This is a genomic window from Streptomyces sp. NPDC087420, assembly GCF_044744165.1.
Lineage (GTDB): Bacteria > Actinomycetota > Actinomycetes > Streptomycetales > Streptomycetaceae > Streptomyces.
On the sequence record NZ_JBIUXU010000001.1, the window covers coordinates 635,749 to 651,058 of the forward strand.

Here is a 15,310-nt window from a genome sequence, read left to right on the forward strand (position 1 = left end):
GTAATTCCGGTTGTTCCGGCCCGGACTTCGTTGACAGGATCCCCGCCATGCCTACCTTCTCCGCGCCCGACGGAACTCAGCTCGCCTACCGCACGATCGGAGAAGGCGACCCGGTCGTCTGCGTCCCGGGAGGCCCCGCGGACTCCGCCTACCTCGGCGACCTCGGCGGTCTGGCCGCCCACCGCCGGCTGATCGTCCTTGACCTCCGGGGCACCGGCGGGTCCGCGGTCCCCGAGGACACCTCCTCGTACCGCTGCGACCGCCTCGTGGACGACGTCGAAGCCCTGCGCGACCACCTCGGACTTGCCAGGCCCGACCTGCTGGGCCACTCCGCGGGCGCCAACATCGCGGTGCAGTACGCGGCCCGCCACCCGGAGAACACCGGCAGGCTGGCCCTGATCACCCCCGGCCCCGCCGCTGTCGGCATCACCGTCACGGGTGAGACGCGGCGCGCGCTCGCGCTGCTCCGCAAGGACGAACCGTGGTTCCCCCCGGCGTTCGCCGCCCTGGAGGCGATCACCGGAGGCACCGGCGGCGACTGGGACGCCATCGCTCCCTTCTTCACCGGCCGGTGGGACGCCGAGGCGCGGCGCCACCAGGCCGAGAGCAGGCCGGCCAACCAGGAGGCGGTCGCCCTCTTCGGGGCGGAGGGCGCGTTCACCCCGGAGGCCACGCGTACGGCGATCGCCGCCCATGAGGGCCCCGTCCTGCTGCTGGCCGGGGAGTTCGACCTGAACACGCCCCCTTCGGCGGTGGCGGAGTACGCCGGACTGTTCCCCGACGCGACCTACGTCGCGCAGCCGGGGGCGGGCCACTATCCGTGGCTCGACGACGCCGAAGGGTTTGTCGCGACCACGGCGGCGTTCCTGCGCTGAGCGCGCGCCGACCGCCCCCGGGGCGCGGATCGCGCGCCGGCGTGCCCGATGTCGTTCATTGAGATTGCTTCAAGCCCCCGCCCGGTGGATCGTGCGCGCAACATTCGCGTGTTACGAAGGAGGGGGGACCCACGGCCCGTACGTGCCTGGTCCGCCGCGCGTCGGGGCAACACGCCCCGGCGGGCCGAGCCATGGGATGGGGAGAGGTGGGTACGCGCGGATGATGAGAGTCCTTCGCCCCCGGCCGGGACTGTGGTGGCGCTGGAGACGCAATCCGCTCCGGCGGCGCAGTGACGCCGTGGAGGCGTGGATGCTGCCGACGGTGTGGGCGCTGGCCCTGACCGTGGCCGTGGTGGCCGGGCTGCTGGCGGGCCAGGGGGTACGGTCGGCGGCCGACGGGCACCGGGCGCTGCGGCACAGTACCCCGGCCGTGCTCCTCGCCGACACCCCTGTCGCGCCCGCGTCGGCGGGCCGGCCGAACGGCGCGGTCCTGGCTCCCGTCCGGTGGAAGGCTCCTGACGGCGCCGCGCGTACGGGCCGGATCTCCGTGCCCGGCGGGCGGCCGGCCGGAAGTACGGTACGGATCTGGGTCGACGCCGGGGGCAGGCCCGCGCCGCCGCCCGCCACGCGGGACGAGGCGGCCTTCCACGCGGTGATCCTCGGCGGGCTGGCGGGCCTCGCGAGCGGCGGTACGGTCCTGGGCTTCGGCGCCCTGGCCCGGCACCGGCTGTACCGGCGGCGGATGCTGCGATGGTCGCGGGAGTGGGACCGTATCGCTCCCGAGTGGAGCCGCGGGACGCTCTGAGGGTTGGCGGGACGCTCTGTTGCGGGACTCTCCGACGGTTGTCCGTCCGCCCGTTGGGTAATAAGCGTGGACCGGCACGCCCCGCCACCCGGCGGTGCGGACGCCATCAGGCTTTCCCGGACGAGGAGACGACCGATGACGCGGATCAGAATCACCCCCCGTGCCCCGCGCCCTCAGCAGCCCCCGCCCCTCGACCTGCGGACCCCCTCGGGCCGCCCGCTGCCCTACTGAACGGGTCCCGCGCCTGACCGCGTGGCCAGGAGGAGGGCGACGTCGTCCTCCTGGCCCTGGCGGTCCTCGATGCTCGCGACGATGTGCTCCGCCATGGCGTCCAGGTCGAGGGGCCCGGTGTCCAGAAGTGCCTGGATCTGGCGCTCCCCTGACTCCATGTCGGTGTCGTGGAACTCCAGCAGCCCGTCGGTGCAGAGCAGGAGCGTCTCCTCGGGACCGAGCCGGAAGCGGCTGGTGGGGTACGGCCCGTCGCTCAGGTCCGACAGCCCCAGGGGCAGTCCGCCCGGCACGTCGAGGCGCGTGCTCTCCCGGGCGGTCCTGAGGTGGGGGGACGGGTGGCCGGCGCGGACGACCTCCGCCTCCCCGGTCGCGGGGTCGAGGCTGACATACAGACACGTGGCGAGGCGCTCGGTGTCGAGGCCGTGCAGGAACGTCGACGTCCGGGACATCAGCGCCGCCGGCGCGTGCCCCTCGGCGGCGTAGGCGCGGAACACCGTCCGCAGCTGCCCCATGACGGCGGCGGCCTGGATGTCGTGCCCCTGCACGTCACCCACCACGAGCCCGACCTTTCCGCCGGGGAGCGGCAGGACGTCGTACCAGTCGCCCCCCACCTGGTGACCGGCGCGCGCCGGGCGGTAGCGCGCGGCGACCCGCAGCCCCGCCACGTCCTCGATCCTGGCGGGAAGCATCGCCTCCTGGAGGCCGACCGCCATCGCGTGCTCCTCGTCGTAGAGGAGGGCCCGCTGGAGCGACTGGGCGACGGTGGCCGACAGGGCCAGCAGCAGATACTGCTCCTCGGGGGAGAAGCTTTCCTTTCCCTCGTACAGGATCGCCAGTACGCCGGTGAGCCTGGCCTGCGCCATGAGAGGCAGAACCGCGGACGCGGTGAAATCCGTGGTCTTGATGTACGGCCACAGCATCGGGTACGAGGACTCGATCTCCGCCCGCGTGATGAACAGCGGATTCTGGTGCTGGAACACCGCGGCGATGGGCCGCTCGTCGTCGAGGCGGCCGAATTCCAGATCGCGGATGTAATCGGGGGGCATCCCGGCGGCGGCGAGCCGGCGCAGCCTGTTCTGTTCCATGACCGTGAGTGATATTCCCACGGCACCCACCGGACCGAGGATTTCGTTGCTCGTCAGGGCCCCCAGCACGTCCTGCACGCTGAGCGCCTGGGACAGCGCGGCTGTCGTCGCCTGGACCACACCGGCCTGGTGCCGCCGGTCGGACTCCAGAATCGCCTTACGCTCCGCGTATTGCAGCTCGGTGCGGATCACACCGACCGCGCGGATCGCCTTCCCGGCGTGATCGCGCCGGATGGCGGCCTGCGTGTGGACCCATCGGACGGTGCCGTCCGGGTGGCGGACGCGGAAGTAGCTGCCGTAGCTCATGGAATGCCGCGAGTCCGCGAAGACCTCGGCCGCCCGCTCCCTTATCTCGTCCAGTTCTTCCGGCATGATCCGTTCGTAGAGGGTGGTCATGAGTCCGTCGAACTCATTCGCCTTCAGGCCGAATATGGAAAGCGCACTGGAATCGAGAAGGATCCGGCCGGAATCGAGGTCCCAAGCGAATCCGCCGATGCCGTTCAATTCCAGCGCGATCGACAATTCCGCCCGCAGGTCGGCTTCGAGTTCGTCGGACGACGCATGGCCCGGCGTCGGGTTGCTGTCGTGTTCCATGTGACCTCCGGTTTGTCCAGTGTAGTCCGGAGGCCGGAACGGGCCTGGGGTATCGGCGTACGCCGCTGACCAGCGAAAAGGCGGACGGCAGGGCCGCCCGGCGGTGAGGCGGGGGCGGGGGCGCCACCGTTCGGGGGAGATCGCCGCGACCCGCGTGTGGACGCCCGGGGGCCTGTCGAGGGTAGGGCCATGACCCTGCCCCGATTTGCCCCCATGCTCGCGACGCCGGGCGGCCTGCCCCCGGCGGCCGAGGAACGGTTGTGGTCCGCGGAGACCAAGCACGACGGCCAGCGCGCGCTGGTCTACCTGCCGGGCGACGGTTCCGTGGTGCTGCGTTCCAGGTCGGGCGCCGACATCACGCCCGCCTACCCCGAGCTGCGGGTGCTGGGCACCGCTCTCCCCACCGGGGTGGCGGCGGTGCTGGACGGGGAGATCGTCGCGCTGGACGACGCAGGGCGCCCGGACTTCGAACGCCTCCAGGCCCGGATGGGACTGGCCGGATCACCCGCGAGGGCCGTGAGCCTGGCCCGTACCGTCCCCGCCCACCTCATGCTCTTCGACGCGCTCCACCTGGGCGGGCGTCCGCTCACCCACGTCCCGTACGCCGACCGCCGCCAGGAGTTGGAAGGGCTGCGGCTCCTCGGTCCCTCCTGGTCGACGCCGGCCGCGATCGTCGGACACAGCGCCCAGGCGCTGGAAACGACGCGCGAGCACGGCCTGGAGGGCATCATCCGCAAGCGCCTCACCTCCGTGTACGAGCCCGGCGTGCGCTCCCGCGCGTGGATCAAGATCCGTAACGTGCGGACCGTGGACGCGATCGTCGGCGGCTGGGTCCCGGGCCGCGGCCAGCTCGGCGGGCTCCCGGGGGCCGTGCTCGTGGGACGCCGGGAGGAAGGCGCCCTGCGGTACATGGGGAGTGTCGGGACCGGGTGGAGCGACCGCGAACGGACCACCCTCGCCCAGCTGTTGCACACCGCGCAGATCGATTACTGCCCCTTCGACCGGGAGCCCCGCGTCGCCGGCGCGCGCTGGGTCCTGCCGCGCCTCGTCGGCGAGGTCACGTACAGCGTCCGCACCCGGGCCGGCCTCCTGCGCCAACCGTCGTGGCACCGGCTGCGCCCCGATCTCGCGCCGGAGGACACCACAGACTGACGCGCCCCCACGCCGCCCGCACCCTCCCGTCGGCACGTGGACGGCCGGAGGCCGCCTCGGTGTCGCTGTTGAGACATGTCGCAACAGCGACACCGGGAAGCAGTGACAGCCCTTTCCGCTCTACCGGAGTCTGTCGTTCAGCGCGTGACAGCGGAGTCGGGCGAGCTGGAACGACTGGAACGAAAGGGCCCTGATGATGAGATGGATCCGCCTGTCGGCGGCTGTGTCGACTGCTTTGCTGGTGACCGGGGGGATCGTGACGCCGGTCTCGGCGCGGTCAGGACCGGCGGAAGCGGCGGCGCCGGCCGCCACCGACCACCCCGCGGCACCCGCCGCCACCGTCCGCCTGGTCACCGGCGACCGGGTCACGGTCGGCACGGGAACGGACGGCAAGCGTGTCGCGTCGGTGACACCCGGCCCCGGCCGCGAGGGCATCCTCTTCCGTACGGCGGAGCAGGACGGCGCCCTGAGTGTGGTCCCCTCCGACGCGGAGGCGGCGCTCGCCGCGGGCCGGCTCGACCGCCGGCTGTTCGACGTGACGGCCCTGCTCGCGCAGGGATACGACGACGCGCGCACCGACGCGCTCCCGCTGATCGTCGCCGGTGCGCCCGGCGCGCGGGTCTCCTCCCTCGACGCGCTCACCGCCTTCAACGACACCACCGCGCCCTCGCACCAGCTGGGCAGCATCAACGCCAGGTCGCTGCGCGTCACCGACGCCGACCTCGGCCGCTTCTGGAAGCAGCTCACCCCCGCCGGGGACAGCTTCACCACCTCAGCCGCCGCCCCCACCGTGTGGCTCGACGGGCGGGTCAGCCCCACCCTCGACCGCAGTACGGCCCAGATCAACGCCCCGGCGGCGTGGCAGGCCGGCTACCAGGGCCAGGGCGTCAAGGTCGCCGTCCTGGACACCGGCGCCGACCTCACCCACCCCGACCTGGCAGGCCGGGCCACCGAGACCAAGGACTTCTCCGGCAGCGGCGGGACGAACGACGTCTTCGGCCACGGCACCCACGTCGCCTCCACCGTCGGAGGTACGGGAGCGGCCTCCGCCGGACTCCGCAAGGGCGTCGCACCCCGGTCGGACCTGCTGATCGGCAAGGTGCTCGGCGACGACGGCTACGGCAGCGAGTCGGCCGTCATCGAGGGCATGGAGTGGGCCGCCGCCGAGGGCGCCCGCGTCGTCAGCATGAGCCTCGGGTCGGACGCGCCCAGCGACGGGACCGACCCGATGAGCCTCGCGGTCAACAGCCTCACGAAGGACAGCGGCGCGCTGTTCGTGGTCGCCGCGGGCAACGCGGGCGAGCAGGGCGCCCAGACCGTCGGTTCCCCCGGCTCCGCCGACGCCGCCCTGACCGTGGGCGCAGTGGACCGCGACGACTCCCTCGCCTCCTTCTCCAGCCGGGGCCCCCGCCTCGGTGACAAGACGGTCAAGCCCGACGTCACCGCGCCCGGCGTCGGCATCGTCGCCGCCCGCGCGGCCGGGACGACCATGGGCGACATCGTCGACCAGTACTACGTCGCCGCGTCCGGCACCTCGATGGCCACCCCGCATGTCGCGGGCGCCGCCGCGCTCCTCGCCCAGGAGCACCCCGACTGGGACGCGGGCCGCCTCAAGGACGCCCTGATCAGCACCGCCCGTACCGTCCCCGGCCAGAAGGTCACCGAGCAGGGCGGCGGCCGCATCGACGTCGCCGCCGCCGCGCTCGGCACTCTCACGGCGACCGGCACCCTCGCGCTGGGCCCCTTCCGGACGGGCGACACCCCGGGCCCCTCCCAGGACGCCACGATCCGCTACACCAACACCGCCAAGACGGACGTCACCCTCACTCTCGCGGCGCGTCTGGCCACCTCCGGCGGCCGTGAACTGCCCGCCGGTGCGCTGCGGTTGGGCTCGGGATCCGTGCGGGTCCCCGCAGGGGCCACCGTCGGCGTCCCGCTGCGCGCGGAGCCGTCCGCCGCGGAGCGCGGCGACTACTACGGCTACGTCACCGCCACCACCGCCGAGGGCAAAGCGGTCGCGCACACCACGGTGAGCATGGGCGTCCACGGCCCGGTCCACCGCCTCACCGTCGTCAGTATCGACCGCGACGGAAAGCGCGTCCCCGGCGCGCCGACCATCTGGGGCGCCGACGGATTTGTCGGCTACGACAGCTACGAACCCGCCGTCGCCCAGGTCGAGGAGGGCACGTACCAGATCAGCTCGGCCTCGGTGAACGGCGCCGCCGACGGTGAGGAGCTGCGCCAACTCGTCCTGCCCGAGGTGAAGGTCACCAAGGACATGACCGTCACCCTGGACGCCCGCAAGGCCACCCAGGTGGAGATCCGGACCCCGCGCCCGGCCGAACAGCGCGGCGTCATCAGCTTCCAGACGTACCGTCAGATCGAGGGCAACGGGCTGATCCAGGGAGTGATGTACTTCGACATCGCCAAGCGGCTCTATGTCAGCCCCACCGCGCGGGTCACCGACGGGGCGTTCGAGTTCGCCTCACGCTGGCAGCTCGTGGCGCCGCTCCTCAGGGCGAAGGTCCCGGGCACCCCACTCGGCCTCGACCCCTACTACACGCACGTGTCGGCGCTGTTCGACCCCAGGGGCGCCAAGCTCACGGCGGTGGACGCGGGCAGCACCGCGGCGCCCGACTTCCGCAAGGCACGCGGCAAACTCGCGGTCGTACGGGACAACGCGTCGGGTGAACTGGACCTTCCGGCCGAGGCCGCGAAGGCCGGAGCCGCCGGACTCCTGCTCGTCTTCCCCTCCGACATGTACGCCTGGACCCGCTGGACGCCCAACGGCGACCGGACGGCCGTACCCACACTGCGCGTCAACGCGGCCCAGGGCGCGGCCCTGTTGGAGCGGCTCAAGCGGCACACCACCACGGTCGAATTCTCCGGCACGGCGAAGAGCCCGTACCTCTACGACGTGATGCAGGTGTCGGAACAGCAGGTCCCGGCCCAGGTGGTCCACACCGTCTCGGACCGCAACAGCGCGCGGATACACACCACGTACGCCGACAACGGCGGCCAGGCGTGGGCCGGCGAACAGCGCTTCGGCTGGCGCCCGTACCAGGACACCTCCTGGAACCAGTACACCCGCGACGTGCCCACCGGCACCGAGCGCACCGAGTACGTCAGTTCGGGGACGACGTCGTGGCAGCACGTCGTGAACCACACACCCGTCGTCGACATCGACACCCCCCTCAACGCCGGCATGCGGGACACGGTCCGTACGTACGCCGCCGGCCATCGCTCCGACGAGTCGTGGTTCGGTCCCGTCGTACGGCCCTCGATCCCGCGCGGCACGGACACGCCGTCCGTCCGCACCGGTGACGTACTCGCCCTGCGCGTGCCGGAGTTCACCGACTCCGCGGGCCACTGGTCACGGCTGTCCGCGGGCGGCGAGGACGGCGGTATCGGTACGAGGACACCGGCCCCGCAGGGGGACTCGGCCGCCGCCACCCTCTACCGCGACGGCAAGAAGGTCGCCGAACGCGCCGACGCCTGGGGCGACATCCAGGTGGCGCCGGGGAAGGCCGGCTACCGGCTCGACCTGACGACCTCCCGGGTCTCCGGCGAGTGGGCCTTCGGCACGAGCACCCGTACGTCCTGGGAGTTCCGCTCGGACACCACCACTGCCGCAACCGCCCTCCCGCTCCTCCAGCTCGACTACGACGTTCCCGTCGACGCGCGCGGCACGGTCGGCACCGGGCGTACGCACGACATCGGGCTGACGGTCCGCGCCCAGGACGGCCTGCCGGCGCCGCGCGGGGTGTCGGTGAAGGCCGACGTCTCCTACGACGACGGCCGGACCTGGACGAAGGCCTCCCGGGTCAAGGACCGGGGCGGCAACCGCTTCACGGCCACCGTCGAACGGCCGGACCGGATGCGGGCGGACGCGTTCGTGACCCTGCGGGTGACGGCCGCCGACCGCGCGGGCGACACGGTCACCCAGACCGTGCACCGGGCGTACCTGCTGGAGAAGTAGCGGCGGGCATGATTCACGGCGGGTACGGAGGTGGTCGACGCCTCCGTACCCGCCGCTCTTTTCCCGCCGGGGAACCGGCCGTGACCTGGGCGTAGAGTGCGCTTGCCCAGAGTCGGCCCCGTTCTTCGGGAGGAACATGATGCTGGAGGCAGCGGGTCTCACCACCGGTGAGGAAACCGTCTACCGGCTGCTCGTCACGATGTCCGCCGCGTCGGCGGACGAGCTCGCCGGGCCCGCCGGACTGACCCCGGGAGAGGCGGAGCGGGTGCTCACGGCACTCGCCGCCAAGGGGCTGGCCAGCGGAACGGACCGGGCGCCGCAGGACCGGGAGCCGCGGAGCTTCGCCGCCACTCCTCCCGACGTGGCCCTGCTGCCGCACCTCCAGCGGCAGTCGGACTCCCTGGAGCAGGCCCGCGCGGCCGTCACCGACCTCCTGGAGACGTACCGGAGCACCCGGCGCCGCCGCGACCCCGACCAGCTCATCGAAGTGATCACCGGCGCGGAGGCGCTGCGCCAGCACCTGCGGCAGATCCAGGACAGTACGCGGCACGAGATGCTGTGGTTCTGCAAGGCGGGGCACGTGGCCATGCCGTCGGGGAGCAACAGCGCCGAGTTCGACGCGCTCGCGCGCGGGGTGCGCTACCGCGTCCTGTACGAGCAGGCCTTCTTCGACGACTCGGGCGCCGTCGACAACGTCGTCGAGGGCGTACGCGCGGGGGAGATGGCCCGGGCCGTGCCGCACCTCCCGCTGCGCCTTGCGGTCGCCGACCGGGCCATCGCGATCTTCCCTCTCGTCCCCGGCGGCCCGAGCGGGAGTTCCGAGGAACCGACCACGGCGCTGGTACGGGGCAGCAGCCTCCTCGACGCGCTGGTCGCCCTGTTCGAGCGCTACTGGGAGGACGCCGTACCGCTGCACGTCAGCGAGTCGGGCACGGTCAGTGGTACGGACGCGTCGGCCGGCGGAGGCGTACTGCCCCCGACGGACCGCCAGTTGCTGTCCCTGCTCGTCGCGGGGGTCGCCGACAAGGCGATAGCCAGCCAGCTGGGCCTGAGCAGGCGTACCGTACAGCGCCGGATCCAGTCGATGATGGCCCTCGCGGGGGCGACGACCCGGATGCAGCTGGCCTGGCAGGCGGCGCGCCGGGGCTGGATGTAGCGGGCCCTCACCCCGCGAGGCTCACCCCGCGAGCGGGACCATCGCGGGATCGTCGCTCTCGGAGCGGGAGAAGAAGGGCTGCTCGGTCCAGATCGTCTTCCCGCTCCTGCCGTACCGGCTGCCCCAGCGTGTCGTGCAGTTGGCGACGATGAAGAGACCCCGGCCCCCTTCGTCCAGGTCGGTGGCCCGCAGGAGCCTCGGCTGGGTGTTGCTGGGGTCGGTCACCTCGCAGATCAGGACGTTCTCCCGGATGAGCCGCAGACCCACCGGGCCGCCCGCGTGGCGGACCGCGTTGGTCACCAGCTCGCTGACGACCAGTTCGGTCGTGAGCGAGAGATCGTCCAGTCCCCACGCGGCCAGCTGCCGCATCGCCGCCGCCCGCGCGACGGCGACGGACGCGGGTCCCGCCGGGAACTCCCAGCTGGCGACGGAGCGGGAGGACAGCGTCCTGGTCCGGGCGAGAAGCACGGCCAGATCGTCCTGGGGAGGCTCGTCGCCGAAGTCGGCCAGCAGGGACCGGCCGACCTCTTCGAGCGCGGACTCCGGCCGGCACGTGGTGTCCAGGCGGCGTTTGATCCGCGTCAGCGCGCGTTCGACGTCGAAGTGCTCCAGGCCGAACAGGCCGTCGGTGTAGAGCGCCAGGACGGTGCCCGGCTCCAGTCGCACGGTGACGGACTCGAACGGCACTCCGCCCACACCCAGCGGGGGACCGGGCGCGACGTCCAGGAACTCCGCTCCGCCGCCCGGCCGGACCAGGACGGGCGGGGGCTGGCCGGCGCTGGCGAAGGTGCACAGGCCCGACACCGGGTCGTAGAGGGCGTACAGGCAGGTGGCACCGACCACGTCGCGCCGCCCCGGGGGCGCCTCGGCGGCCAGTCGCTGGACGAGGTCGTCCACCTGGGTGAGGACCTCCTCAGGAGGCAGCTCCATCCCGCCGAACGCCTGGATCGCCGTACGGAGGCGGCCCATGGTCGCCGTCGCGGGGAGGCCGTGGCCGATGACGTCACCGATGACCAGCGCCACCCGCGACGAAGGCAGCGGGATGACGTCGAACCAGTCGCCGCTGATGCTCATCTCGCCCTCCGCCGGGCGGTAGGTGCCCGCCGTCTCCACGGCCGGCAGATCGGTCACGGGCTGCGGGAGCAGCTGCTCCTGGAGCGCGACCGCCGCGCGGTGCTCATGGGTGTACCGGCGGGCGTTGTCGACGCCCAGGGCGGCCCGCGAGGCGATCTCCGCCAGGAGGAGGCGGTCGGAGTCCTCGAACGGCTCGGGCCGCCGCTCCGTACGCCACACCGAGACGCTCCCGAGGCTGCGCCCGCGCGCCCGCAGTACCGCCACCAGGACGGAGTGCGCCCGGTCGGGGACGAGCAGCCGGGCCAGGCGGTGGTCACCGCCCAGCGCGCCGATCACCGCGTCGCGGGACGCCAGCAAGGTGCCCCCCTCCTGGATGCCGCGGAGTTCGTGGCTGTCCGGCAGCGGCGGGTACGACTCTCCCGGCCCGAGCAGACCGGCCTGCCACCCGCCGCCGGCCGTCGCGACCGCCACCCGCGCCAGGTGCTGGCGCCCGCCGCCGAGGACGAGCGGCGGCTCCTCCCCGGAGAGCACGGACTCGGAGAGGTCCACCGAGACCAGGTCGCCGAGTTCCGGAACGACCACGTCCGCCAGCTCCTGGGCGGTCTCGGCGACGTCGAGCGAGGAACCGATCCGGGCGGCGGACGTGTGGAGCAGGTCGATCTGTTGGCGGAGCTTCTCCTCAGCGGTGGTGTCGTTCACCGCCACGGCGACTCCGCCGGGACGCCCGGACCGGTCCAGGAGCCGGAACGCGGTGAGGGACATGACCCACCGCCGGCCCGAGGGGTGCGGGGCCCGGATCAGGTGCGTGCTGCGCACGGCCGGCACGCCTGTCTCCAGCACCTCGCGCAGCACGCTCTCCACGGCCTCCGCATCCTCGGCGTCCACCACGTCCCCCAGCCGGCTGCCAACCGGCAGGGGCCGGCCGCCGAACATCTCGGGGGTGATGTTCGTCCGTACGACGTTCAGGTCCGTGTCGTGGAGGCCGACCCCGAGGCGGGTCTGGGAGAACAGGGAGCGCATGAGGGCGAGTGCCTGCTCGCGCTCCACCGCGTCGGCCGTGGGAACGGCCGTGAGCAGGTACTCGTCGGCGCCCTTCAGCGGAACGACGCGGTAGGCGACCTCGACGGTCCTCCCCGAGGAATGGCGCAGCCCGGCCACACCACTGCCGGGGTCGTCCCGGCCCGCCCCACCGCCGCCGGGGCCGTACGCCGGGGGGAGCGGCCGGACGAGCAGTCTCCGGAGGGACCGGCCGCAGACGTCCTCCGGACCGCGTCCGAGCAGCGACTCCGCGGCGGACGACCAGCGGACCACGATCCCCTTCCGGTCCACGACCGCGGCCGCCACGGCGTCGAGGGAGATCCTGGACACCGCGGGGGATTCCTCATCTGGGCGCATGCCGTCTCCTCGACCGGGCACCGGCGGCGTCACGCGCCCTCCGTACACCGTGTGACCTGGTCATACGGCCCGATGGCGCCTTTCCGCCGACACCTACAGTCTGCTCGCGGACGGTGGTTCCCACTCACCGGCGGCGCGAATAATCCCCGTCAGCGGGCGTAGGCGACGGCGAGCAGGAACCACCCCGTGTGCGGGATCCACTGTTCGGCCCACCGCCAGGACTCGTCCCCGGGCGCGTCAGGAGGCCGGAACGCGAGGTCGTTCTCGTCGCTCCAGCCCGAGGTGACGCCGTTGACGATGCCGCCGGGCAGGTTGGGGAAGTCCGACGCGTAGTCGACGTTGTTGCGGCCGCGGCCCTGGAGCATGGACGTGTCGAACGGATTGCGGCCGGTGATCCAGGCCGGCTGGTCGTCGGCGAACCCGGTGAGCCGGCGGCGCTGCTCCTCCGTGACGCCGTCGGTCTCGGCGCAGGCCGAGGCCGCCGCCGACAGCGAGGCGATGGTGGCGTTCTCGCCCTGCCACCAGTAGCCGGTCTCGTTGGCGTGCGGGAAGAAGAACGCGTCCCGGTCGGTGCCGCCGAGGGGCCGCACCCGCTGTCGCGGGTAGCCGAACGGGTTCGGCACGGCGTACGTGCGGTCGAGGGTGTCGAGCATCGCCTCGACCGCCAGCGCCCGGGCCGGGGCCGCCTCGGGAGCGTGGGGCAGGGTCTCGGCGAAGCGCAGGAGGGCCAGGACGGGCAGCCCGGCTTCCACGGCGTGGAAGTAGGGCCGCCCTTCGGCGTCCGCGACGAACCAGCCGGGGCCGTCGCCCGGCCGCGCGTACCGGTCGAGGAGCGACCGGGCCCGGCGCCGCGCGGCTTCGTGCGCCCCGTGTCCGGGGTCGGCGCCCGCCGCGACCAGCTCGGCGGCGGCGAGCAGGGCGGTGTAGTCGTCCAGCACGTTCTCCGTGCCGTCGTCCAGATACGCCAGGTTGTGCTTCTCCAGGTGGAGGAAGCCGTCGAGCGCTGCCCCGAAGTACGTCTCCCGGGAGAACTCGCCCTCGTCGCCGGCGTGCGAGGCGCGGGCCAGCGCGGCGACGGCGAGGCCGCCGCCCTGCCGGTAGGCGGCCTGATAGCGGTCGGTACGGACACATTCGGCGAGCGGGGCCGTCACCACCCGCTCCTCCAGCCGCTTGGTCAGGGCGTCGAAGACGCCGGTGTAGAAGTAGCCCTCGGGCGCCCGGAAGCGCACCAGGAAGTCGGCTCCCCACAGGGCCTCGTCGCGCAGGCGGGTGCTCAACGACCTGACCAGCGCGGGGTGGCGGGCGGTGATCACGTCCCGGGCGGCGAGCATGGCCCAGGCGCAGAGCGGGATCTGCTGCGGGCTCATGGTGCGGGTGTACGTGAGGTGGCTCAGGAACTTGCTGGTGTCGCCGCTGGCGTCGAGCCAGCCACCGCGGGCGTCGACACGCCGCCCGGTGGTGTCGCCCCACAGGGCGGCCCGCCGGTCCTTGCGGTCGATCTCGCCGCTCGACCGCATGCCCTTGAAGTAGCTGAGCACGTCGGACATCGTCGCGCGCTGGAGGCGGTCCGCGGCGCGTTCGAACGGCTCCGACACCGTGACGCGGCCGTCGCTCTCCACGACCCGTACCGCGTACCGGCCGGGCGGGAGGTCCGGTGGCAGTTCCACCCGGGCGAAGGGCCCGGCGGTCCATCCGGGGACTGCCACGACCGGCCCGGGGGCGAGCGGGCGGGGCGGCGCCGAGCCGTCCTCCGCCAGCAGTTCCACCGTGGGCGGGGCGGCCCCGCCAGGGAGGGCGAGTACGACGGCGGGGGCGCCGCCGAGGCCGTACCCGAGGTGATTGACCAGGACCTCCGGTCCGGTGCGCGAGTCATTCCTGGAGAGCACCTGCGAGCACCGCGCCTTCCCTCGGTGGATTTCCGCACGAGTTTCCCGCCGCGAGTTTCCTGCCACGAGTTTCCTGTCGCCCGGCGGCTGTCCGCCGCCCGGCTGTCCCCGCACAAGGTATGTAGTGGAAGGCAAGTGGTCAATAGTGGTATCTTCCTGGTTAATGCTGGAGGTTCACCGATGGGCGTCGACGCCTTCTCGATTCGCGCACCACGGCGCGAACGCAGCTCCGACCCGCTGTGGTCACAGGCTTCCGACGCGATTCTCGAACAGATCGAGAGCCAGGAGCTGACGGCCGGCGCGAAGCTGCCACCCGAGCGGGAGCTCTGCGCTCAGCTGGACATCTCGCGGGTGACCCTGCGCAAGGCGCTGTCGCACCTGGTGGACCAGGGGATCCTGACCGCGTCGCACGGCCGTGGCTGGTTCGTCGCGCAGCCGGTGGCCGCCCGGGAGTGGCCCAACGACCTGGAGTCGTTCACCACCACCGCGCACCGCAAGCACATGCGGCCCAGCTCGCTCGTCCTGCGGCAGACGGTGGAAGCGGCCTCGCTCGACGAGGCGGACCGCCTCGGTGTCCCCGCCGGGACGCCCCTGCTGCACCTGGAGCGGGTGCGGCTCCTCAACGACGTACGGATCGCGGTGGACCGCACCATCATCGCCGCCGCCCTCGTCCCGGCCCTCGCCACCGCCGACTTCGGCTCCGCGTCCCTCTTCGAGGCGCTGCGCGCCCAGGGCATCGAGCTGAGCAGGTCGATGGCCACGATCGAGGCACGCAGCGCCGACAAGGAACTGGCGGACCGGCTGGAGATCGAGCCGGGGGCGCCCGTACTGGTCCTGGACCAGACGATCCACGCTCCGGACCAACGGCCGCTGCTGGCCTCGACGGTCGAGTACAGCGGCGAGCGGTACCGGCTGCGTACCACGCTCGCCTCGTCGAACGACGCCCCGCGAAGGTGAATCACGGGAGCGGCGGGGGGCGGGGGGGGGGCCCGGCCCCCCCCCCCCCCGGCGGGGGGGGGGGCCGGGCGCAGGGGGTGGCCGGGGCGCGGGCCCCGGCGTGGTGGGGGGCGCGGCGCCG

9 protein-coding genes are annotated in these 15,310 nt (G+C 73.0%); 6 read left to right on the forward strand and 3 right to left on the reverse strand.

Features of this window, described 5'->3' with window-relative positions; genetic code table 11:
- The first annotated feature begins 47 nt into the window (after window positions 1–47).
- Both ACIO1C_RS02785 and ACIO1C_RS02790 read left to right on the forward strand, forming a co-directional pair.
- Window positions 48–875 (forward strand): alpha/beta fold hydrolase, encoded by an 828-nt coding sequence (locus ACIO1C_RS02785; RefSeq protein WP_401857633.1) that lies wholly within the window; start codon window positions 48–50, stop codon window positions 873–875.
- A gap of 220 nt (window positions 876–1,095) precedes the next feature.
- Window positions 1,096–1,680 carry a hypothetical protein gene (locus ACIO1C_RS02790; protein ID WP_401857636.1) on the forward strand — a complete coding sequence of 195 codons (585 nt, stop codon included), beginning with the start codon at window positions 1,096–1,098 and terminating at the stop codon, window positions 1,678–1,680.
- Between the two features lie 224 nt (window positions 1,681–1,904).
- Here the strand turns inward: ACIO1C_RS02790 and ACIO1C_RS02795 are convergent, their stop codons facing one another.
- Complete coding sequence (locus ACIO1C_RS02795) at window positions 1,905–3,590, reverse strand: SpoIIE family protein phosphatase (protein WP_401857638.1); 1,686 nt, start codon at window positions 3,588–3,590, stop codon at window positions 1,905–1,907.
- Window positions 3,591–3,779: 189 nt separating this feature from the next.
- On the opposite strand from ACIO1C_RS02795, the gene ACIO1C_RS02800 reads away from it, so the two are divergent.
- From ACIO1C_RS02800 to ACIO1C_RS02810, 3 genes are all read left to right on the forward strand, one after another.
- Entirely contained in the window at window positions 3,780–4,742 is a 963-nt protein-coding gene (locus tag ACIO1C_RS02800) for an ATP-dependent DNA ligase (RefSeq protein WP_401857641.1), read from the forward strand.
- Window positions 4,743–4,938: 196 nt separating this feature from the next.
- A complete protein-coding gene (locus ACIO1C_RS02805; RefSeq protein ID WP_401858037.1) occupies window positions 4,939–8,721 on the forward strand; it encodes a S8 family peptidase in 3,783 nt (1,260 codons plus the stop codon).
- A gap of 136 nt (window positions 8,722–8,857) precedes the next feature.
- Window positions 8,858–9,877: a LuxR C-terminal-related transcriptional regulator gene (locus ACIO1C_RS02810; RefSeq protein WP_401857644.1), complete on the forward strand. Its 1,020-nt coding sequence runs from the start codon at window positions 8,858–8,860 to the stop codon at window positions 9,875–9,877.
- A 21-nt stretch (window positions 9,878–9,898) separates the two neighbouring features.
- On the opposite strand, the gene ACIO1C_RS02815 is transcribed toward ACIO1C_RS02810, so the two are convergent.
- Window positions 9,899–12,346 carry a SpoIIE family protein phosphatase gene (locus ACIO1C_RS02815; RefSeq protein ID WP_401857646.1) on the reverse strand — a complete coding sequence of 816 codons (2,448 nt, stop codon included), beginning with the start codon at window positions 12,344–12,346 and terminating at the stop codon, window positions 9,899–9,901.
- A gap of 149 nt (window positions 12,347–12,495) precedes the next feature.
- Window positions 12,496–14,232 (reverse strand): glycoside hydrolase family 9 protein, encoded by a 1,737-nt coding sequence (locus ACIO1C_RS02820; RefSeq protein ID WP_401857649.1) that lies wholly within the window; start codon window positions 14,230–14,232, stop codon window positions 12,496–12,498.
- Window positions 14,233–14,412: 180 nt separating this feature from the next.
- On the opposite strand from ACIO1C_RS02820, the gene ACIO1C_RS02825 reads away from it, so the two are divergent.
- Complete coding sequence (locus ACIO1C_RS02825; RefSeq protein ID WP_401857652.1) at window positions 14,413–15,189, forward strand: GntR family transcriptional regulator; 777 nt, start codon at window positions 14,413–14,415, stop codon at window positions 15,187–15,189.
- Window positions 15,190–15,310: the final 121 nt, after the last annotated feature.